Raw genomic sequence first — 20,744 nt, forward strand, 5'->3', positions numbered from 1 at the left:
ATGACAAGCGACCTTGACCGCCCCCCCAAACCGCATCATATCCTCATTCCATGACCCCCATTTCGCGCATTCGCAACTTCTCCATCGTCGCCCATATCGACCACGGGAAATCCACCCTGGCCGACCGGCTGATTCAGTCCACGAACACCGTCACCGAACGGGAGATGAAAGAGCAGTTGCTCGATTCAATGGACATCGAGCGTGAACGCGGCATCACCATCAAGGCCAACACCGTCCGCATCGAATATATCGCGCAGGACGGCGAGAAATACATTCTCAACCTGATCGACACGCCCGGCCACGTGGACTTTGCCTATGAGGTCTCCCGCTCCATGCGCGCGGTCGAAGGCTCGCTGCTGGTGGTGGACGCGACGCAGGGCGTCGAGGCGCAGACGCTGGCCAATGTCTACACCGCCATCGACGCGGATCACGAGATCGTCCCGGTCCTCAACAAGATCGACCTGCCGGCGGCCGAGGTCGACCGCGTCAAGGAACAGATCGAGGATGTGATCGGCATCGACGCATCTGACTCCTGCCTGATCTCCGCCAAGACCGGCGTCGGCATTCCCGACGTGCTTGAGGCGATCGTGAACCGCCTGCCCCCGCCCCATGGCGGCGATGCCGAGGCACCGCTGAAGGCCATGCTGGTAGACAGTAAATATGACCCCTACCTGGGCGTCGTGGTCATTGTCCGCGTCATCGACGGCGTGCTGAAAAAAGGTCAGCGCATCAAGATGATGAAAACCGGCGGCACCTACGACATCGACCGCATCGGCGTCTACCGTCCCGCGATGCAGGAGGTGAAGGAGCTTGGCCCGGGCGAGATCGGCTATATCACCGCCCAGATCAAGCAGGTCCGTGACACCCGGGTCGGGGATACGATCACGACCGAAAAGAAGGGCACAGAAACGCCCCTGCCTGGCTTCAAGCCGTCGATCCCGGTGGTCTTCTGCGGGCTTTTCCCGGTCGATGCCAATGATTTCGAGGATATGCGAGACGCCATCGAAAAGCTGGCGCTGAACGACGCGTCCTTTACGTCCGAGATGGAAACCTCTGCCGCGCTTGGCTTTGGCTTCCGCTGTGGCTTCCTGGGGCTTTTGCACCTTGAGGTGATCCGCGACCGGCTGGAGCGGGAATACAACATCGATCTGATCACCACCGCGCCGTCGGTGATCTATGATGTCTACCTCAAGGATGGCGAGTGCATCCAGCTGCACAATCCCGCCGACATGCCCGACCCCAGCAAGATCGACCACATTGAAGAGCCGCGAATCAAGGCGACCGTGCTGGTGCCCGACGACTATCTGGGCGACGTGCTGAAGCTTTGCCAGGACCGGCGCGGCATCCAGCTGGATCTGACCTACGCCGGGTCGCGCGCGATGGTGGTCTATGACCTGCCGCTGAACGAGGTGGTGTTCGACTTCTACGACCGGCTGAAATCGGTGACCAAGGGCTATGCGTCCTTCGATTACCAGATGATCGGCTACCGCACCGACAACCTGGTGAAGATGCAGATCCTGGTGAATGACGAACCGGTCGATGCACTCTCGACCATGGTCCACCGCGACCGCGCCGAGATGCGCGGCCGGGCGATGTGCGAAAAGCTCAAGGACCTGATCCCGCGCCACATGTTCAAGATCCCGATCCAGGCCGCCATCGGCGGCAAGGTCATCGCGCGCGAAACGCTGGCGGCCCTGCGCAAGGACGTGACCGCCAAATGCTACGGCGGCGATGCCACGCGGAAGAAGAAGCTGCTAGAGAAGCAGAAGGCGGGCAAGAAGAAGATGCGCCAGTTCGGGAAGGTCGACATCCCGCAGGAGGCGTTTATCTCCGCCCTGAAAATGGACGGCTAAACTTAACATTACCTGCTATTTGGCGCATTTCCTATCCCAAAGCGGTCGTTTCGGATCAGGAAAGCCCAAGCGCCCATTGGACCTGTTGCGGATTTTCAATTTACAGGGCGGATTGCCCAATCTCTTAGAGAAAGAGGGCAACCGCCTAGCTGCGTTATATCCACTTTAGGCTATCGGAAGCCTGCTTGAGGGCCGAACACGCAACCTCATCGCCCCCGTCCGTAAGAAAAGCGAGAACTTCAGCCGAGATTACAGTTATTTGGGGCGCCTTCCGCCACAATTTCCTGCCATTGCGGGCCGAGTATTTGTCGAGCCGACAATCCATTGGAGTACTCGGTATCCCTTGGATCTAGCAATTTCACAACCATGTCCTGCCTGTTGTCAGTGTAGGTTTGGAACCCGGCGTAGGGGTTATAGGTGAGGTTGGTCTGTCCCGGCCCACCTTGGTCAGCCAAGACAATGAACTTGTCCTTTCCCTTCTTGATGACTTCTATCGCGGCAGTGCGGAAGGCTACATCTCTTGCGCCCTTGGCACCACAGGCTGGTGCGGCGACTGTCGCAACCTTGAAAGTGTTTTGCGACAATGGCTGAACAGAGGTCTGCGCGCACGCCACGAGCGAAAGAAAGGCCAAGCTAATTACGAACTTTTTCAAGATTGTCACCTCTTTGGTTGTTTCACCCTAGCTCGACAAAAAAGAAGGCCGGATCAAGGCAGTAATTTGATTAACTAAAGATTTACTAATTTCTTAGCAGGATGGCCCAATGGAAAATTACCTCAAACCAAGACTTCTGATTTCCGTAGTTTTCTTGTCAGCACTCACAGGTTGCGCATCGCCGTCGCTCAGATTTACGGGATCAGAGAAAAGGAATGTCGCAATTGATGGCTTCTCCATCTCGGTCTTTTCATCTCAAACCGAAGCGCAAGCGATAAGAACCTCAAGAAGCAGTCTAGCAAAGAAGGGACTTGCAGAGAAAGCTCTGAAGAAAGCAATAATCGAAGTCACCGGTTGCGCAGAGTTATCAGCTAAGGATCCTAGTGACTGGGCGATCTTGACCGTCGACCTCGAGTGCTAAACTTCATGCTGCTCGGGGAAACCTACGATCGGTCATAGGGGCCTGGATTAATCACCAGACTCACGGGCTGGGGATCCGACTGTTCTGCAAGGCCCATTATCCCCACCAAATCCGCACGCCCGCTGAACGACGCACCAACACCGGCCAAATCGCCAGACAGTCACGCCGATGGCGCGCCGCATATGATTGACGCACCTCTGGTGCGACGGGCGGTCTGGCGATCCGCGGCGGCCGCGGCGGCCGCGAGCGGGCTTGATTCCGCGCGGCAATATGCTCCAACTGATCTTGGAACACCAACTTTACACCCCGCGTAGGGTGGGTTTTCAACCCGCCTTGCCGAGGTCGTCCAACAACCCCTCCGCCGCCTGTTCGACCAGGTCCAGACAGCCATGGAAATCGCGCGTGTAGTAAGGGTCCGGCACGTGGTCCATGCCCGCGCCGGGCGCATAGTCGGTCAAGAGCCGCAGCGCCGCCCCCGCCTCGCGCGGCTGCAAGCGGCTCAGGTTCGACAGGTTGTCGCCGTCCATCGCCACGATCAGATCGAAGCGGTCGAAATCGGCGCGGCGCACCTGCCGGGCGCGCAGGTCCGACGCGTTGTAGCCGCGTGCCGCGAGCGCCTCTTGCATCGGCCCGTAGGGCGGCGAGCCGACGTGCCAGTCACCGGTGCCGGCGCTGTCCACCTCGACCGTCACACCGCGCGCGGCGGCCTTGGCGCGCACCACCGCCTCGGCCGAGGGGGAGCGGCAGATATTGCCCAGGCAGACAAAGAGGATACGTTGGGTCATGCCCCACCCTAGCGAGCAAGCACCATGCACCGAAAGTCCAAAATCACCATCCTGACCGGCGCGGGGATCTCGGCCGAAAGCGGGCTGGGCACGTTTCGGGACCGAAACGGCCTTTGGACCCAGGTGAATATCGAGGATGTCGCGACGCCCGAGGCCTTTGCCCGCGACCCCGCCAAGGTCCACGCCTTCTACAACATGCGCCGCGCCAACGCCGCCGACGCCAGCCCCAACGCCGCGCATCACGCGCTGACAAAGCTGCAGAACGACTGGCCGGGCGACGTGGTGCTGATCACCCAGAATGTCGACGGGCTGCACGAACGGGCGGGGTCGGAAGTGCTGCACATGCACGGGCAGCTGGACCGCGCGCTGTGCGCCGCCTGCGGCCACCGCTGGGACGCGCCGCGCGTGATGGACCCGCAGGACCCCTGCCCCGATTGCGCGCGCCCCGCGACCCGGCCCGACATCGTCTGGTTCGGAGAGATGCCCTATCACATGGAGGAAATCGCGGAGCACTTGCGCGACTGCGACCTCTTTGCCGCCATCGGCACCTCGGGCGCGGTCTATCCCGCGGCGGGCTTCTGTGCCGAGGCGGCGATGGCGGGGGCCGAAACGGTGGAGCTCAACCTGGCGGAATCGGATGTCTCTGCCAGCTTCGGTCAGCGGATCGAGGGCCCGGCCAGCAGCGCCGTGCCGGACTGGGTGGCCGGGCTGCTGGCGGGCCGCTAGGGCTGGATCACTTGTCCGAGGACATCGCCCCGTGATCCATGCCGCCGTGATCGGGCATCCGCTCAAGATCTACGGGGATCTCGACCACGACATCGCCCGCCTCTTGGAAACTCAGCGTCACGGTCACCGTGTCGCCCTGCGCGAGATCGGTCTTGAGGCCCAGGAACATCACGTGGTCCCCGCCGCGCTTCATCATGTGGCTGGCCCCGGCGGGCAGGGCGATACCGCCCTCGATCTCGCGCATCTGCATCACGCCGTTGCCGTCGTCGATATGGGTGTGCAGTTCAACCCGGTCGGCGATGTCGGAGCTGGCCGCGACCAGCCGGTCATCGGCTGTGCCGGTGTTTTCCAGCATCATAAAGGCCGCGCCTGACGGCGCGCCGGGGCGCGAGGTGCGGGCATAGGGGTCGTGCAGCACGATATCGGCGAGCGCGGGGGTGGCACAGGCCAGCGCGAGCGCGCCCGCCAGAAGTCTTTGAAAGGTCATGTCTTTCGTCCTTTGATCTGAAATTCGGGAAAGTGGGATCAGATCAGAACGGGCGGCCCCCGGGCACGGGCGGCACGGGTCGTGCGCCCGACACGATGCTGGTGGGTGATGACATGGCTCAGGGCCACATAGGCCTGCGGGCGCGACACCGTCGGTGGCGTGTCGTCCAGCGCCACGATCAGCGACATTACGCAGTCGGGGCAGAAATGCACCGGCCCGGTCGGCTTGCCTTGGGCATCCACAGCGACGGTGACGACGCCCTGGCCCAGACACAATTCCATCATCCCCGCCGGGCCGCCTGCGCCGCGGGCCGCAGCCATCTGCAGGCTGGTCAGCGCCAGAACCAGCGCCAGCGCGCAGGCCGTCAGGGATCGGAAAAGCGACATCATGGCCCTGCGTAGCCCGGCCCGGACAGGCACGGCAAAGCGACAAAAGGAAACAGCCCCGTGCCAAGGGGCACGAGGCTGCATGTTCCGGAACACCGCAAGGTGTTACGCTTCGGCGGTCTGCGCCTTGGCGATTTCCTTCTTGACCTTCAGCGCGGTTGCCGAAAGCTCGGTATCCTTGGCCTTGGCCAGGTACTTGTCCAGACCGCCCCGGTGATCGACGCTGCGCAGGGCCGCGGCGGAGATCCGCAGCTTGATGCCACGGTTCAGCGTTTCGGACTGCAGCGTCACGTCGTTCAGGTTCGGCAGGAAACGCCGACGGGTCTTGTTGTTGGCGTGGCTGACATTGTTGCCAGTCATCGGGCCTTTTCCGGTCAGTTCGCACACACGCGACATGGGTTCATCCTCGTCTTGTTCGGGCAGGCCCGAATCGGCCCAACCAACTGATAAGGGCGCCGCCTGCGCTGCGCCCGGAATCTCGTCTGCTGTCCATAGGCAAAGGGGCCAAAGGCGTCAAGGGCCAAAGGGTCAGGCGTGCAGATAGTCCTGCAAGAGCTGCTCTGCCGCCGCCGCCGCTGTCAATTCGCCCTGTTCGACCCTTGCGGCCAGATCGCGCATCGCGCCCTTGACCGGTTCGCGCCGCAGCCGCGCCAACAGCCCTTCGCGAACCTCCGCCTCGAACCAGTATCGCGCCTGTTCGGCCCGCCGCGCCGCGAAATGCCCGGTCTCGCGGCGCCAGTCGGTCAGCGACTGCATCTCCTCCCATGCCGATGCCAGCCCGGTCTCCTCGACCGCCGACACCGTCAGCGCCTTGGGAAACCCGTCGGGGTCCTGCGGACGCTTGCGCAACAGACGCAAGGCCCCGCCGTAATCGGCGCAGGTGCGGTTCGCGGTGGCTTTCAGATCGCCGTCGGCCTTGTTGATCAGGATCATGTCCGCCATCTCCATGATGCCGCGCTTGACGCCCTGCAGTTCGTCCCCCCCTGCCGGCGCAAGCAACAGCAGGAACAGGTCCGACATCTCGGCCACGACGGTTTCCGATTGTCCGACGCCCACGGTCTCGATCAGGATGACGTCAAAGCCCGCCGCTTCGCACAGATCGATCGCCTCGCGGGTGCGGCGGGCCACGCCCCCCAGGTGGGTCTGGCTGGGCGAGGGGCGGATAAAGGCGTTGGGATCGCGGCTCAGTCGGTCCATCCGTGTCTTGTCGCCCAGGATCGACCCGCCGGACCGCGCCGAACTGGGATCGACCGCCAGCACCGCCACGCGCAACCCCTGACCCGTCAGCATCATGCCGAAAGCCTCGATAAAGGTCGACTTGCCAACCCCCGGGGTGCCCGACAGGCCGATCCGCAGCGCCTCGTGGCCGTGATCCTTCACCGCCTCCAGCAGGTCGGTGGCGCGGGCCCGATGCTCGACCTTCTGGCTTTCCACCAGCGTGATCGCGCGGGCCAGCGCCCGCCGCTCGCCCTTCATCAGACGCTCTGCCGTCTCGCTGATCTCCATGCAGTCCCGGCTCCCTTGTTGGCCTGCCCGTGATGCCCTTTGCCGGGGCGGATTGTCCAGACCCGCCGTGGCATCGCACAGGGCCACCTTGCCCGGCCCGCAGACATCGCCCATACCTGCGGGCATGACCCGCCTGCCCATCGACGATGCCCTGCCCGAGCTGCTGGAGGCGCTGCGCCGCACAGGCCGCGCCGTGCTGCAGGCCCCGCCCGGCGCGGGCAAGACGACGCGCGTGCCGCTGGCGATGCTTGATGCGGGCCTCTGCGACGGCACCATCTTGATGCTCGAACCCCGCCGCCTGGCCGCCCGCGCCGCCGCTGAGCGCATGGCCGAAACGCTGGGCGAATCCGTGGGCCAGACCGTCGGCTACCGCATCCGGGGCGAGGCCAAGGTCGGCCCCGCCACCCGGATCGAGGTGGTGACCGAAGGCATCCTGACCCGCCGCATCCAGTCCGATCCGGGGCTGGCGGGTGTGGGCGCGGTGATCTTTGACGAATTCCACGAACGGTCGCTCAACGCCGATCTGGGGCTGGCGCTGTGTCTGGAAATCGCGGGCGCCCTGCGCGACGACCTGCTTCTTCTGGCGATGTCGGCGACGCTGGACGCGGGGCCGGTGGGCGATCTGATGGCCGCGCCGGTGATCACATCCGAAGGGCGCAGTTTCGACGTGACAGCCCGCTGGCTCGACCGGCCCGTGCCAAAGGGGCAGCGGTTCGAACCGGCCCTGGCCGATCTGGTGGCGCAGGCAGCCTCCGAAACCACGGGGGGCGTCCTGGTCTTCCTGCCCGGCGAGGGCGAGATCCGCCGCACCGAGGCACTGCTCAAACCCCGCCTGCCCGCCGATCACCTGATCCGCCCGCTTTTCGGCGCGATGGAGTTCGCAAGGCAACGCGCCGCGATCCGGCCCGAGCCAAATGGCCGCAAGGTCGTGCTGGCCACAAGCATCGCCGAAACCTCGCTCACCATCGAGGATATCCGCGTGGTGGTCGACGGGGGCCGCGCCCGCCGCGCGCGGTTCGACCCCGGTTCGGGCATGTCGCGGCTGGTGACCGAACGGGTGACCCGGGCCGAAGCGACGCAGCGCGCGGGTCGCGCGGGCCGGGTGGCCGAAGGCACGGCCTACAAGCTCTGGTCCAGGGGCGAGGAAGGCGCGATGCAACCCTTCCCTCCGGCTGAAATCGAAGCGGCGGATCTGGCCGGTCTGGCGCTGGAGCTGGCGCTCTGGGGCGCCGGGGCCGCGGATCTGCCATTCCTGACCCAGCCGCCAGAGGGGGCGCTGGCCGAGGCGCAGCAGCTCTTGCAGATGCTGGGCGCGCTGGATGCCAGAGGCCTGATCACCGCTCACGGCCGCGATCTGGCCCGCCTGCCGCTGCACCCCCGGCTGGCCCATATGCTGGCGCTTGCAGGGCCGGACGCCGCCCCGCTGGCCGCGCTTCTGGCCGACCGCGACCCGCTCGGCAACGCGCCGTCGGACCTGATGCTGCGGCTCGAGGCGCTGCGCGATCCCGCGCGCTTTGCCGACACCCGTCCCCATACGGTGAACCGGGGCGCGGTGGAGCGCATCCGCAGCGAATCCCGCCGCCTGGCCCGCGCCGCACGGGGCGGCACCGCCGTCAGCCCCGCCGAGGCTGCGGCGCTGGCCTATCCCGACCGCATCGGTTTGCGCCGCAAAGGCGACGCGCCGCGCTTTCAGCTTTCGGGCGGCAAGGGGGCGGTCCTGCCCGAGGGCGACACGCTGGCAGGGGCCCGGCTGATCGTCGTGACAGACACCGACGGCAACCCGCGCGAGGCGCGCATCCGACAGGCCATCCAGATCACCGAAAGCGAGCTGCGGCATCTCTTTGCGGACCGCATCGCCTGGCAGCACCACTGCACCTGGTCGAAGCGCGACCGGCGGGTGGTGGCCCGCAGCCGGGAAATGCTCGGGGCCATCGCGCTCGAGGATCGCATCTGGAAGGAAGCGCCCGACGACGCGGTGGCGCGCGCCATGCTGGACGGCGTGCGCGACCTTGGGCTGGCGCTGCCGCCACCCGCCCGCCGCTTTGCCGCGCGGGTGGCGCTGGCGCGCGACGCGGGCCACGATCTGCCTGACCTCACGGATGAGAACCTGCTCGCCACGCTCGATCTCTGGCTGCTGCCCTACCTCGGCGGCGTGCGCAGCGCCGAGGACTGGAAACGCTTCGACCCCTTGCCCGCCTTGCGCGCCCTGCTGGACTGGAACCAGATGCAGACGCTCGACCGCGCCGTCCCGGGCCGCTTCACGACCCCGCTGGGGCGCGAGATCGCCATCGATTACACCGGCGACCACCCCGAGATTTCGCTGCGCCTGCAGGAAATGTTCGGCCAGACCACCCACCCCACCGTGGGCAAGACACCGCTGCGCGTGACGCTGCTGTCCCCGGCCGGGCGCCCGGTGCAGACGACGATGGACATCCCCGGGTTCTGGGACAGCTCGTACGACGACGTGCGCCGCGACATGCGCGGCCGCTATCCGCGCCACCCCTGGCCGGAAAACCCGCGCGAGGCCGACCCGACCCTGCGCGCCAAACCGCGGGGGCGGTGACCCGCTTCTATCTTCTCTGGTTCAAAAATACCTCGGAGAGCACGAGAGGCAGCGCCTCTCGTATCCCGCGTGCGGGATGTCAGGCCCCGAGACACCATCGCATGATCGCCTTTTGTGCGTGCAACCGGTTCTCCGCCTCGTCCCAGATCACCGAATTGGGCCCGTCCATCACCTCGGACGTGACCTCTTCGCCGCGGTGCGCGGGCAGACAATGCATGAAGAGCGTGTCGGGTTTCGCCGCATCCATCAGATCGCGGTTGACCTGGTAGGGCCGCAGCATGTTGTGCCGCCGCTCGCGCGCCGATTGCGCGTCATGCATGCTGACCCAGGTGTCGGCGACGATCAGATCCGCGCCCTCGACCGCCTTGAAGGGGTCGCGCTCGATCCCGATGGTGGCCCCGGCCTGGCGCGCCAGGCCGACGAATTCCATCTCCGGGTCCAGCTGCACCGGCCCGGTAAAGGTCAGATCGAACCCGAACTGCCCCGCCGCATGCAGCCAGGACGCGCAGACGTTGTTGCCATCCCCGGCCCAGACTACCTTCTTGCCCCTGATCGGGCCGCGATGTTCCTCGAAGGTCAGCACATCCGCCATGATCTGGCAGGGATGCGTGCGATCGGTCAGCCCGTTGATCACCGGCACATCGGCAAATTCGGCCATTTCGCTCAGCACCGCCTCGTCGAAAGTGCGGATCATGATCATGTCGACATAGCGGCTCAGCACCCGCGCGGTGTCGGCGATGGTTTCGCCGTGGCCCAGCTGCATATCGGTCCCCGACAGCACCATCGTCTCGCCGCCCATCTGGCGCACGCCAACGTCAAAGCTCACGCGTGTCCGCGTCGACGGCTTTTCAAAGATCAGCGCGACCATGTGGTTGGCCAGCGGCTGTTCAGCGTCGGGGGTGGCCTTGGGCGCGCCGTTGCGGGCGGATTTCATCGCCTGCGCGCTGTCGATCATGTGCCGCAGGTCGGCGGGGTCGGTTTTGTGGATATCGAGGAAATGGTGCATTTGTCTGTTCTTTTGGTGAAGGCCGGACCGGGGCGTTGCCCCGGACCCCGGAGGTTTGACCGCGGGTTTTGCACGGCAAAACCTGCGGATGGCACGGTGAAGATCAGGCCAGCGCCTTGGCGGCAGCATCGAGGCGGTTGACGGCCTCGGCGATCTCGTCGTCGGTGATGGTGAGCGGCGGCAGAAGGCGCACGACGTTGTCGGCGGCGGGCACGGTGATGACCTGCGCGTCATAGCCGGCCTTGACCACGTCGGCGGGCGCAAGCTTGCATTTGAGGCCCAGCATCAGGCCCAGACCACGCACGCCTTCGAACACGTCCGGATGCGACGCGACCAGCCCTTCAAGCTTCTGGCGCAGCGTCCCGGCCTTGCGGTTGACCTCGGCCAGGAACTCCGGATCGGCCACGTGATCCATGACCGCGCAGCCCACGGCGCAGCCCAGCGGATTGCCGCCATAGGTGGACCCATGCGTGCCCGCCGTCATGCCGCTGGCCGCATCCTCGGTGGCCAGCACCGCGCCCAGGGGAAACCCGCCGCCGATGCCCTTGGCCACCATCATGATGTCCGGGGTCACCCCCGCCCATTCATGCGCGAAAAGCCGACCCGTGCGCCCGACGCCGCACTGCACCTCGTCGAGGATCAGCAGGATGCCGTGGTCGTCGCAGAGCGCGCGCAGCCCCTTGAGGCACTGGTCGGGCAGCGGGCGAATGCCGCCTTCGCCCTGCACCGGCTCGATCAGGATCGCCGCGATCCGGTCGGACACCGCGGCCTTCAGCGCATCGTGATCGCCCCAGTCGAGATGGGTGAAGCCACCCAGGATAGGCGCGAAACCCTTGACCATCTTTTCCGACCCGGCGGCGGCGATGCCGGCCGACGACCGGCCGTGGAACGACCCGGAAAAGGTGATGATCTCGGTCCGCTCGGTCTGGCCCTTGTCGTACCAGTACTTGCGCGCCATCTTGACCGCCAGTTCGCAGCTTTCGGTGCCGGAATTGGTGAAGAACACCGTGTCGGCGAAGGTCGCCGCCACCAGCTTGTCCGCCAGCGCCTGCTGCTGCGGGATCTGGTAGAGGTTCGACACGTGCCACAGCGCGTTCGCCTGATCGGTCAGGGCCGCGACCAGCGCGGGATGCGCATGGCCCAGGGCGTTGACCGCGATGCCCGACCCGAGGTCGAGAAAGCGTCGCCCGTCCGCCTCGATCAGCCAGCTGCCTTCGCCCTTGACGAAGTTCAGCGGTGCGCGGTTGTAGGTCGGCAGAACAGACGGGATCATCTGCGGTCTCCTTAGATGGAAAGCCCGATTGGTGCCAAGCGCACCGGGGCGAGTCAAGGTTTCAACGGGATGGAGAGGTTTGGAAACGGAAAACGGACAGGCCAGCGCCCTCCCCTTCAGGGGTGGCGTCGATGGGGCGCTCAGGCGCCTCGTCGGATGGGGGCGTGCGTTTTCATACCTGCCCGATAGGCGGGTCGCCGCACAAAGGCAAGCGGAATAACGCGCAGAGGCCGCCACCGGCTCGCCCCTTAAGCTTTCGTTAACCCGCCGACTTGACCCTTGGTCAAAAGAGGGGATCCGCCATGATGGAACAATCCATTTTGCCTCGTTCATCCAGAGACCACGAACTGTCCTGCGACCAACTGGCCGCCTGCGCCTGCCATTTGCTGCACAGCGAAATGGCGGTGATCACCCAGGTCACCGGCAAGACGCAGCGCATGCTGGGCAGCCACGGCCTTTCGGGACCGCTGGTGCAAATCTGCCAAGGGCCGCTGGCCCAGTCGATCTGCGGCCATGCGGCGGAAATGGGGGTGCCGCTGGTGATCGGCAACGGCTTGACCCATCCGCTGGTCAACCGCCATCCGGCGGTGACGGACCTGGGCATCGTCAGCTATATCGGCCACCCGCTCAGGGACGGGCGCGGGCCGGTCCGGGGCGTGATCAGCGTCTGCAACACCCGCCCGCGCGACTGGTCCGAGGATGACTCGCGGCGGCTGGCCGTGCTGGCCAGGCTCGCTGTTCAGGTGCTGCGGCACGCGCGCTTCGCCCCAGCGGCCTGATCGGTACCAGCGGCGCGGCATTTGACGTTTGCCGCGCGGCATCCGGTCGGCTAGCGTCGGCGCATGACCGCGCCCCTGATCGACAACCTGCAATACGCCAACTGGTCCGAAAAGGTCTTTCGCCAGCTGCGCGCGGGCCGGGTCGATGCGATCCACGTCACCATCGCCTATCACGAGGGCTTTCGCGAGATGGTGCTGAACCTCGAGGCCTGGAACCGCTGGTTCGAACGATATCCTTCGCTGATCTTCAAGGGCACGGAGGCGGCGGATGTGACCCGCGCGCAGGACACCGGGCGCACGGCGGTGTTCTTTGGTTTCCAGAACCCCAGCCCCATAGAGGATGACATCGGCCTTGTCGAAATCGTGCATCAGCTGGGCGTGCGGTTTATGCAGCTGACCTACAACAACCAGTCGCTGCTGGCGACGGGCTGCTATGAGGACGAGGATACCGGCCTCACCCGCATGGGCCGCGCCGTCGTGGCCGAGATGAACCGCGTGGGCCTTGTCATCGACATGAGCCATTCCGCCGAACGTTCGACGCTCGACACGATCGAGCATTCGACCCGGCCCATCGCCATCACCCACGCCAACCCCGACTGGTGGCACCCGGCGCTGCGCAACAAGTCAGACCAGGTGCTGCGCAGCCTGACAAACGCGGGCGGCATGCTGGGTTTTTCACTCTACCCCCATCACCTTGCGGGCGGCAGCCAGTGCACGCTCAGCGATTTCTGCGAGATGATCGCAGAGGCCGCCAGCCGCTACGGCGCCGAAAACCTCGGGATCGGGTCGGACCTGTGCCAGGATCAGCCCGACAGCATCGTCGAATGGATGCGCACCGGCCGCTGGAGCAAGGAAGTCGACTACGGCGAAGGCTCCGCCAGCGCGCCGGGCTTTCCGCCGATGCCCGACTGGTTCCGCGACAACCGCGACTGGCCCAACATCCGCGACGGCCTGCGCGACGCGGGCTTTTCCCGGGACGAGACCGAAGGCCTCCTTGGCGGCAACTGGCTGCGCTTCTACGCGCAAAGCTTTGGGCCGGCCTAACCGCTGGTCATCGCAGCGGCAGATCGCCGTAGACCAACAAGAGGGTTTCCTTGTCCAGTTCGCTCAGGACCCCGTCATTGGCGAATTTCGGGTTGCAGAAATTCATCACCGAATGCGGATCGTAGGGAATGCGGGACACGAAATAGGGATCGTCCGTTCCCTGCGGCGGCGATGTGCAATCCGCGGGGCGGTCGGGGCGATTCTGTTCATGCGTGAAGCCAAGCACGTGGCCGAATTGATGCACTGCATAGGTGCGAATGCAATAATCAAGGCGTGCGGCGCAGGATTGGCTGAAGCGTTCGAACGACAGGTTCAGCACCACCCCGTCCGGTAGTCCAGCCAATTTGCGGCCAAGCGCCTTGGTATGCGGTGGCTCGTCGGCGATGCGGATGCGCACGCCGGTGTCGAAACCCGTGCAGGCCACCCAGCCGGTGAATTGTAGCTGCGAATGGGCCTCCCAAGTGTCGCGAACCGTGGCCTGTACGAGCGCCATACCGCTGGCGAACTCTGCGCTGGGATTTTCCCAGCAGACCGGGATCAGGTCCTGCGTCCACATCCAGGTGGGAAACCCGTCGCGCGTCGCCGAGGAGAGTTGCGGGATGATCGTGTCGCCTGGATTGTCCTGCTGCTCCTTGGCCATCTTGGCCAATTCCTCTCCATCCAGCGCGTTCAGGACGCCTGCGCGGACAAGAAAAAGCAGCACGGCAGCCCGGTCTGCATTGCTCTTGCCTTCCTTTTCCAGTTCGGAGCGGACGATCTCATACTGGAATTCCCTTTCCCGCGCTTCGGCCTCCAGACGCGCCAGGTTCCTGCTCGATGCGGTCTCAAGCTCCTGCTTGAGCCGCGTCTCACTTTGCTGCAATTCGGTGCGCACCTGTTCAAGCGTGATGGCTTGTTCCGACGCATCCAACGCAGTGACCCGGTCGAAAACGAATGTCGCGGTGAGCGTTACCAGCCCCGCCAAAGCAGCAACCAACGGCGTGTTCCAGACAGCCCTGCGCTGCTCGGCCTGCAATTGATCTTGCGCCTTCTGAAGATCAGCCTCGATCTGTCTGTTCTGAGGCTCTATCTGCGCCATCCGTTCGGGCGCGCCGAGCAGCTGTGCTGCAATGCTCGAACGAACGGATTCAGGAATATCCGTATCCTTCAATAGGTCAACATCGGCAGCGTCCATGGCGAACTCAAAATGGTTTGGTTTAATGGTCACAAGAATATGGCAGATCCCGTTTTCGGGCAAGTGACGCAGACTGCGGATCTCGGGTCGAGTAAGTCCCTTTCCAACCCGGCGGCGGAATGCCAATCTGCGGCAATGCGCGATAAACCGCCCGTTCCACATACCGCCCTGCGCCCGCCGTCCGAGGTGATGCGCCTGCGCCGTATGGGCGCGGCCTTTCCGACGCGGCTCAGCTTTCTGCGCACGCTCTTGCGGCGGCTCTCGGGCGAAGGGGCGGAACTTCGGCGTCCGGTCTGGAACATCGACGCGCAGGGGTATGGCCACGCCGTCTACAGCATCACATTGGGCGGGCGCGATTACGGCCTTGTGGCTGTCGCCACGCATCTGCCTGACGACATGCGCACCGACCGGGTGATTGCCACCGCCTGGGACAGCTCTTACGTTCTTTACGATGGCATTCCCGATGCAGCAGAGGTTGCCCGCATCGCCGCCGCGGCACCCCGCCAAGAGGCCGCGCGTTTCACCGAACGCGATCTGGTACTGAGCCGCGCAAACAAATCCGTGCGGCTTTTCGATCATGTGGTGACGGCCTTGCGGGCGGGCCGTCAGCCGGATGCGGCGATGATCCAGCAGGTCGGATACCTCATGCGGACCACAGCCGTTTACGGCAACGGCAAGTTCGGCATCGCCGACCGTGGCCTGATCGCGGACCGCCCCGGCCTTTCCGGCCCCTTTGCAGCAGAGATGCTGACCGTCTGGATGATCCGCAGCTTTACCCATGATCTTGTCGAACACATCGGCGGCGCGCCGCTGGAGCCAAGCCTGAAGCGGCATCTAGGCATCGGCAATTCCACCGGGCTGGGCATGGCGCCGTTCCTGGTGTCGCATCCGGTGCTGCTCAACAACTGGATGATGGTGCGCGAAACGGCGCTCGCGCGGGTGCTGGCCCAGCCGTCTGTCCCGCATGACGCACAGGCGCGGTTGCGCCAGCTGGCCGACCGGGCCGCGCGGCATTTGCAGGCCTGGCAGGTGGACGACCCCGCGAGCCAGGCCCGCATCGACACGCTGCGCGCGGAATGGCCGCAGGTGGCCAAGCTGTTGTCGGCGGAAACCTTTTCCCAGGCTCAGCCGTTAACCCGTGTGATGACCGAGACACATACCCTGTCCTGCGACGCGCAGGAACTGACCGCGGCGCTGCTGATCGAACCTTTCGGCGATCTGGTCGACGGGCTAACCGAGTGCATGGACGATCCTTTCGGCCCCGGCCCCGTGGGCTTTGCCGACACAGGCGCGTTGCGCGATGCGATTGACGCCCAGTATGGCTGGGCGCTCGACATCGATTTTGCCGATCCCGAGCAAACCCGCCAATTCTGGTATGTGTCCGAGGAAAAGCTTGAACCGCGGCTGGGCGACCGGCATCTGGAGCCGGGGGCCGAATTGGAAAGCCCGCTCGACATCGCGCGGCGCGTACAAGCGCTGTGGCAGGTGCTGCCCGAAGCGCCGCAGCAGCTGCGGGCATTTCGGGAAGAGCATCCCGAGCATGAACTGGCGCTGGTCCGCGTTGCAACCGCGCTGCGTCATCCTTATTCCGAAATACGCGACAACCTCATCGCCGGGTCTTGCCTGCCCATCGACATGCTGCGCTGCAAGCTCGCGTTCTTCGGCGCCTCCAAATTCGATCCGAAGTCCGACCGCTGGACGCGGATCACCTTGGCGCAAGGTGCTCCCCTGCCCGACGATCTGGGGCAACCCGACGCGGACGACTGGTGGCTTCCGGTCTTTGACGCATGAAACTTTCCGCAAACGAAATTCAGGGCCTCGCCACCAAAGCGGCGCGCGGGGCGGGTTTTCCCCCCGGCCAGTCCGAAACCTTCGGGCGGGCAACTGTGGTGCATCTGGCCGCCGCGCGCGATGCCAAGGCGATCAGTTCGGCCCTTCAGAACGCTGGCAACAGCCCGATCCTGCGGCTGTCGCTGCTTGTGGACGATATTCTGTTGGCCTGCGCGGCGATGAAAGGCGAGGCGGAAATCACGCTCCACCCGCACGACGCACCGATGGCGCTGAGCTATGCTCGGCTGACCCCGGTTCGACTGACCGACTGCGCGCTCATCGACCGTGATGACCAGCCGCGCCTGCGGGTCAGCGCCGATCTGGGCACGCCAAGCCGCCCGTCCCTGCCCCCGCGCATCGACATGCCCGAACGGTTGCACGACGAACTTTCGACGCTCGCCGCCAAGACCTATGTTCCCGCGACCGCCGCGTCGCGCCTGCGCGGTGCCGGGGCCGGTTTGCGCGACAACGACTGATCCAACACAATTCGTCAGTCAAAGACCGGTTCGGGATAGCCCACACCCATCAGATAGAGACCCTGCGGTGGCGCTACCGGGCCGCAGGCCGCCCGGTCCCGGGCTTCGAGCGCAGTTTTCACTTCCTCCGGCGACCAGGCCCCGGCCCCGACCCGCTCAAGCGTACCGATCAGGCTGCGCACCTGGTTGTGCAGGAACGACCGGGCGCGAAACCGTGCCTGCACCTCTGCCCCGGCGCCCGTGTCGACGACCTCGAAAGAGATCTCGTCCAGCGTCTTTATCGGCGATTGCGCCTGGCACATGGTCGACCGGAAGGTGGTGAAATCATGCCGCCCGACCAGATGCTTTGCTGCCTCTTGCATGGCTGCGACATCCAGCGGAGCTGGCACTTTCCAGACCTGGCCCGCCTCCATTGTCAACGGCGCACGGCGCGGCAGCAGCCGGTAAAGGTAGCGCCGTTCCGTCGCGCTGAACCGCGCGTGCCACTCCTCGGGCACCTCGGCGCAGGCGGTGATCGCGACGGGCTGCGGCTTCAGATGATAGTTCAGCGCCTCGGACAGCCGGAACGGCGTCCAGCTTTTTTGCAGGTCACAATGGCAGACCTGCCCGCGCGCGTGCACGCCCGCATCCGTGCGCCCGGCGGCGGCGATGGTGTGCGGGCCAGACTCCAGCCGGGCAAGCGCCACCTCGATCGCGCCCTGCACCGAGGGCTGGTCGGCCTGCCGCTGCCAGCCCGCGAACGGGCTGCCATGATATTCGACTTTGAGGGCAAAGCGGGGCATGGCGTGTCCTACCCCATGGCCTGCGCGCGCCACAATCCCCCATGAGCACTGGAACCCGGCCCAAGCCGTGGCTATCTTGCCCCCTAGGCCGGAAGAAGGAGAGCAGCCCGTGGTCCTCGGAACCATCGCCGATACGCTGACCCGCGGGGTTGAAAACGTCACCGGCACGGTGTCCGAGACGTTCTTTGAACCGGTGATCCGGCTGGGCGTCACCGGGTTGGCGCGGTCCGGCAAGACCGTGTTCATCACCTCCCTGGTGGCCAACCTGATGGACCGGGGGCGAATGCCGGGGCTTCTGGCGGCGGCCGAGGGGCGCATCGCCTCGGCCTATCTGCAGCCGCAACCCGACGATACGGTGCCGCGGTTCGAATACGAAAATCACCGCGCGGCGCTGACCTCGCGCACACCGCACTGGCCGCAAAGCACCCGCGCGATCAGCGAATTGCGGCTGTCGCTGCGGGTCAAGCCGTCGGGTCTACTGGCCGGGTTTCAAAGCCCGCGCACCGTGCATCTGGACATCATCGACTACCCCGGCGAATGGCTGCTGGATCTTGCGCTGCTCGACAAGGGCTATGCCGACTGGTCCGCCGACGCGCTGGCGCGAATGGAAACGCGCCCCTCGGGGGCAGAATTCCGCGATCTCGCCCATGCCGAGGACAGCACGGCAGAGCTGGACGAGGTGCGCGCCCAGACCCTGACCCGAACCTTCACAGCCTACCTTGAGGCCGCGCGCGATGCCGGGTTTTCTGACCTCACCCCCGGCCGGTTTCTGCTCCCCGGCGATCTGGCGGGCAGTCCGGTGCTGACCTTCGCGCCCCTGCCGCCACAGACCGGCGCCCCGCGCCGGTCCCTCTGGCGCGAGATGGAGCGCCGGTTCGAGGCCTACAAATCCCGCGTCGTCAAACCCTTCTTCCGCGATCACTTCGCCCGGATCGACCGGCAGGTGGTGCTGGTCGACGCGCTGGGGGCCATCCACCAGGGCCCCGCAGCGGTCGAGGATCTGCGCCGCACCATGGCCGATATCCTGTCGGCCTTCCGGCCTGGACGAAACGCCTTCCTGACCCAGCTGCTCTTGGGCAAACGGGTGGAAAAGATCCTTTTCGCGGCGACCAAGGCCGACCATCTGCACCATTCCCAGCACAAACGCCTGGCCGCGGTCATGGAGGCGCTGACCCGCGACGCCCGCGACCGCGCGCGCTTTGCCGGGGCCGAAACCGCCGCCATGGCCATCGCCGCCCTGCGCGCCACCACCGAAGAACAGCGCCCTCACAACGGCAGCACGCTCGACGTGGTGCGCGGCACGCTCCTCGACAGCGGCAAACAGGCCGCCTTCTATCCCGGGGAACTGCCGGATGATCCCGCGCACTTGCTCAACCCGGCGCGGAACGGGGCGACGAAGTGGCTCGACCAGGATTACCAGGTGATGCGCTTCGCCCCCGCACCGCTGTCGCTGAAACCCGGCGAAGGGCCGCCGCACATCCGGCTTGACCGCGCCGCGCAGTTCCTTTTCGGGGACCGGCTATGAGCTTTTTCCTGCGCCCCGCCCGGTCAACCGATGCCGGCAAGATCGGCGCGATCCTGACCGAAGCGGTGACCGCACAGCCCTGGAAACCGCGCCTGCATACCGGGGCCGAAGATATCGCCCATGCCGCCACGATGATCGACCGTGGCTGGGTCACGGTGGCCGAACATCTGCAAAAGCCGCTGATCCTGGGTCTTCTGGCGCGCGAGGACGATTTCATCCACGCGGTTTTCATCAGCCCGCAGGCCCGCGGCGAAGGGGTGGGCCGCGCGCTGATGGAGGACGCCAAGGCACACGCCGACACGCTGCGGCTCTGGACCTTCGAGGCGAATTCCGGCGCGCAGCGGTTCTATCAGCGCGAAGGCTTTGCCGAAGTGTCGCGCGGCGACGGGTCGGGCAACGAGGAAGGCCTGCCCGACATCCAATTCCTCTGGCAACGGAAGGCCAAGACATGAGCGACCGCAAGGGCCCCGTTCTTTTCGATCTCGATCTCGATCAACCGGTGCAGAGTCCCGCCGACGCACCACCGGTGCCCGATATCGACCAGCCCCTGCCCAAGGGCCAGGCCATGGCCACCGCCGCCGCATTGGCCGCGCGCAAACCGTCGCGGCTGGCGCGCTGGTTCTGGGCGCTGCTGACCGCGCTCATCGGCACGCTTGTGTCGATCGCGGCCTGGGAATTCGTCACCGGCCTGATCGCCGGCACGCCGCTGCTGGGCTATGCCGTGGCGCTGATGATGGTGCTTTTCGCGGGCGTGATCGTGCTGATCGCGATCAAGGAACTGGCGGCATTTTCGCGGCTGGGCCGGGTCGACAGGCTGCACCGCGCCGCCGCCAAGGCCCGTGCCGAGGATGACCTGACCGCCGCCCGAACCGTCACCGCGCAGCTTGTGTCGCTGTACGGCGGGCGCGACGACACCCGTTGGGGCCGCGACCGGCTGGCCGAACGGCAGGCCGATGCCTTCGACACCGAAACCCTGTTCGATCTGGTCGAGACAGAGCTTCTGTCACCGCTCGACCTTGCCGCCCGGCGCGAGGTCGAGGCCGCGGCGCGCCAGGTCGCAACGGTCACGGCCCTGGTACCGCTGGCGCTTGCGGATGTGGCGGCGGCGCTCACCTCGAACCTGCGGATGATCCGGCGCATCGCCGAGATTTATGGCGGCCGGTCCGGCACCTTGGGCAGCTGGCGGCTGACGCGGGCGGTATTCTCTCACCTTGTCGCCACCGGCGCCGTGGCCGTGGGTGACGACATGCTCGAACCGATCCTGGGCGGCGGACTGCTGGCCAAGCTGTCGCGCCGGTTCGGCGAGGGGCTGGTCAACGGCGCCCTGACCGCCCGTGTCGGCGTCGCCGCGATGGAGGTCTGCCGCCCGCTGCCCTTTTCGCGCGGCAAACGCCCCTCGGTGCGCGGCATCATCTCGTCCGCGCTTGGCGGATTGTTCAACAAGGGCTGAGGGCGCTGCCCCGCACCGGCCCGAT

The 20,744-nt window shown here is 65.7% G+C and carries 21 protein-coding genes; 11 read left to right on the forward strand and 10 right to left on the reverse strand.

Going from position 1 to position 20,744, the window contains the following annotated elements; all coding sequences use genetic code 11:
• Positions 1–50 precede the first annotated feature (50 nt).
• Positions 51–1,853, forward strand: a complete 1,803-nt coding sequence (gene lepA / locus ACOXXX_RS05750; RefSeq protein ID WP_422825598.1) for a translation elongation factor 4 — start codon at positions 51–53, stop codon at positions 1,851–1,853.
• A 239-nt stretch (positions 1,854–2,092) separates the two neighbouring features.
• On the opposite strand, the gene ACOXXX_RS05755 is transcribed toward lepA, so the two are convergent.
• On the reverse strand, positions 2,093–2,515 hold the full coding sequence (locus tag ACOXXX_RS05755; RefSeq protein WP_422825599.1) for a hypothetical protein: 423 nt from the start codon (positions 2,513–2,515) through the stop codon (positions 2,093–2,095).
• Positions 2,516–2,615: 100 nt separating this feature from the next.
• Here ACOXXX_RS05755 and ACOXXX_RS05760 point away from each other — a divergent pair, with 100 nt between their 5' ends.
• Entirely contained in the window at positions 2,616–2,927 is a 312-nt protein-coding gene (locus ACOXXX_RS05760; protein ID WP_422825600.1) for a hypothetical protein, read from the forward strand.
• Between the two features lie 323 nt (positions 2,928–3,250).
• On the opposite strand, the gene ACOXXX_RS05765 is transcribed toward ACOXXX_RS05760, so the two are convergent.
• Positions 3,251–3,712, reverse strand: a complete 462-nt coding sequence (locus ACOXXX_RS05765) for a low molecular weight protein-tyrosine-phosphatase (RefSeq protein ID WP_422825601.1) — start codon at positions 3,710–3,712, stop codon at positions 3,251–3,253.
• A 24-nt stretch (positions 3,713–3,736) separates the two neighbouring features.
• On the opposite strand from ACOXXX_RS05765, the gene ACOXXX_RS05770 reads away from it, so the two are divergent.
• On the forward strand, positions 3,737–4,438 hold the full coding sequence (locus ACOXXX_RS05770; RefSeq protein ID WP_422825602.1) for an NAD-dependent deacylase: 702 nt from the start codon (positions 3,737–3,739) through the stop codon (positions 4,436–4,438).
• Between the two features lie 7 nt (positions 4,439–4,445).
• Here the strand turns inward: ACOXXX_RS05770 and ACOXXX_RS05775 are convergent, their stop codons facing one another.
• The 4 genes from ACOXXX_RS05775 to meaB form a co-directional block, all read right to left on the reverse strand.
• Positions 4,446–4,925, reverse strand: a complete 480-nt coding sequence (locus tag ACOXXX_RS05775) for a copper chaperone PCu(A)C (RefSeq protein WP_422825603.1) — start codon at positions 4,923–4,925, stop codon at positions 4,446–4,448.
• A gap of 38 nt (positions 4,926–4,963) precedes the next feature.
• Entirely contained in the window at positions 4,964–5,314 is a 351-nt protein-coding gene (locus ACOXXX_RS05780; RefSeq protein ID WP_422825604.1) for a hypothetical protein, read from the reverse strand.
• 102 nt (positions 5,315–5,416) lie between these two features.
• On the reverse strand, positions 5,417–5,707 hold the full coding sequence (rpmB, locus tag ACOXXX_RS05785) for a 50S ribosomal protein L28 (protein ID WP_422825605.1): 291 nt from the start codon (positions 5,705–5,707) through the stop codon (positions 5,417–5,419).
• A gap of 132 nt (positions 5,708–5,839) precedes the next feature.
• On the reverse strand, positions 5,840–6,817 hold the full coding sequence (gene meaB / locus ACOXXX_RS05790; RefSeq protein ID WP_422825606.1) for a methylmalonyl Co-A mutase-associated GTPase MeaB: 978 nt from the start codon (positions 6,815–6,817) through the stop codon (positions 5,840–5,842).
• Between the two features lie 124 nt (positions 6,818–6,941).
• Here meaB and hrpB point away from each other — a divergent pair, with 124 nt between their 5' ends.
• Complete coding sequence (gene hrpB, locus ACOXXX_RS05795) at positions 6,942–9,380, forward strand: ATP-dependent helicase HrpB (RefSeq protein WP_422825607.1); 2,439 nt, start codon at positions 6,942–6,944, stop codon at positions 9,378–9,380.
• A 79-nt stretch (positions 9,381–9,459) separates the two neighbouring features.
• On the opposite strand, the gene argF is transcribed toward hrpB, so the two are convergent.
• Together argF and ACOXXX_RS05805 are read right to left on the reverse strand one after the other, a co-directional pair.
• The gene (gene argF, locus ACOXXX_RS05800; protein WP_422825608.1) at positions 9,460–10,386 is read right to left on the reverse strand and encodes an ornithine carbamoyltransferase; all 927 of its coding nucleotides are present in this window, start codon (positions 10,384–10,386) and stop codon (positions 9,460–9,462) included.
• Positions 10,387–10,489: 103 nt separating this feature from the next.
• A complete protein-coding gene (locus tag ACOXXX_RS05805) occupies positions 10,490–11,659 on the reverse strand; it encodes an aspartate aminotransferase family protein (protein ID WP_422825609.1) in 1,170 nt (389 codons plus the stop codon).
• A 302-nt stretch (positions 11,660–11,961) separates the two neighbouring features.
• Here ACOXXX_RS05805 and ACOXXX_RS05810 point away from each other — a divergent pair, with 302 nt between their 5' ends.
• Both ACOXXX_RS05810 and ACOXXX_RS05815 read left to right on the forward strand, forming a co-directional pair.
• A complete protein-coding gene (locus tag ACOXXX_RS05810; RefSeq protein WP_422825610.1) occupies positions 11,962–12,438 on the forward strand; it encodes a GAF domain-containing protein in 477 nt (158 codons plus the stop codon).
• 63 nt (positions 12,439–12,501) lie between these two features.
• Positions 12,502–13,482: a membrane dipeptidase gene (locus ACOXXX_RS05815; protein WP_422825611.1), complete on the forward strand. Its 981-nt coding sequence runs from the start codon at positions 12,502–12,504 to the stop codon at positions 13,480–13,482.
• 7 nt (positions 13,483–13,489) lie between these two features.
• On the opposite strand, the gene ACOXXX_RS05820 is transcribed toward ACOXXX_RS05815, so the two are convergent.
• Positions 13,490–14,689, reverse strand: coding sequence for a hypothetical protein (locus ACOXXX_RS05820; RefSeq protein WP_422825612.1), 1,200 nt, complete (start codon positions 14,687–14,689; stop codon positions 13,490–13,492).
• A 102-nt stretch (positions 14,690–14,791) separates the two neighbouring features.
• Between ACOXXX_RS05820 and ACOXXX_RS05825 the strand changes: the two genes are divergently transcribed.
• Complete coding sequence (locus ACOXXX_RS05825; protein ID WP_422825613.1) at positions 14,792–16,447, forward strand: hypothetical protein; 1,656 nt, start codon at positions 14,792–14,794, stop codon at positions 16,445–16,447.
• Positions 16,444–16,962: a DUF3726 domain-containing protein gene (locus ACOXXX_RS05830; RefSeq protein ID WP_422825614.1), complete on the forward strand. Its 519-nt coding sequence runs from the start codon at positions 16,444–16,446 to the stop codon at positions 16,960–16,962. The genes ACOXXX_RS05825 and ACOXXX_RS05830 overlap by 4 nt, the downstream gene beginning before the upstream one ends.
• Positions 16,963–16,976: 14 nt before the next feature.
• Here ACOXXX_RS05830 and truA read toward each other — a convergent pair whose 3' ends face one another.
• The gene (gene truA, locus ACOXXX_RS05835) at positions 16,977–17,744 is read right to left on the reverse strand and encodes a tRNA pseudouridine(38-40) synthase TruA (RefSeq protein WP_422825615.1); all 768 of its coding nucleotides are present in this window, start codon (positions 17,742–17,744) and stop codon (positions 16,977–16,979) included.
• A gap of 109 nt (positions 17,745–17,853) precedes the next feature.
• On the opposite strand from truA, the gene ACOXXX_RS05840 reads away from it, so the two are divergent.
• From ACOXXX_RS05840 to ACOXXX_RS05850, 3 genes are read left to right on the forward strand one after another with little or no spacing between them, the layout of a single operon-like run.
• The gene (locus tag ACOXXX_RS05840) at positions 17,854–19,269 is read left to right on the forward strand and encodes a YcjX family protein (protein WP_422825616.1); all 1,416 of its coding nucleotides are present in this window, start codon (positions 17,854–17,856) and stop codon (positions 19,267–19,269) included.
• Positions 19,266–19,721, forward strand: a complete 456-nt coding sequence (locus ACOXXX_RS05845) for a GNAT family N-acetyltransferase (protein ID WP_422825617.1) — start codon at positions 19,266–19,268, stop codon at positions 19,719–19,721. Before ACOXXX_RS05840 ends, ACOXXX_RS05845 begins: the two co-directional genes overlap by 4 nt.
• Positions 19,718–20,719, forward strand: a complete 1,002-nt coding sequence (locus ACOXXX_RS05850; RefSeq protein WP_422825618.1) for a YcjF family protein — start codon at positions 19,718–19,720, stop codon at positions 20,717–20,719. Before ACOXXX_RS05845 ends, ACOXXX_RS05850 begins: the two co-directional genes overlap by 4 nt.
• The last annotated feature ends 25 nt before the right edge of the window (positions 20,720–20,744 follow it).

This window comes from Thalassococcus sp. BH17M4-6, from assembly GCF_049323015.1.
Classification (GTDB): Bacteria; Pseudomonadota; Alphaproteobacteria; order Rhodobacterales; family Rhodobacteraceae; genus Puniceibacterium.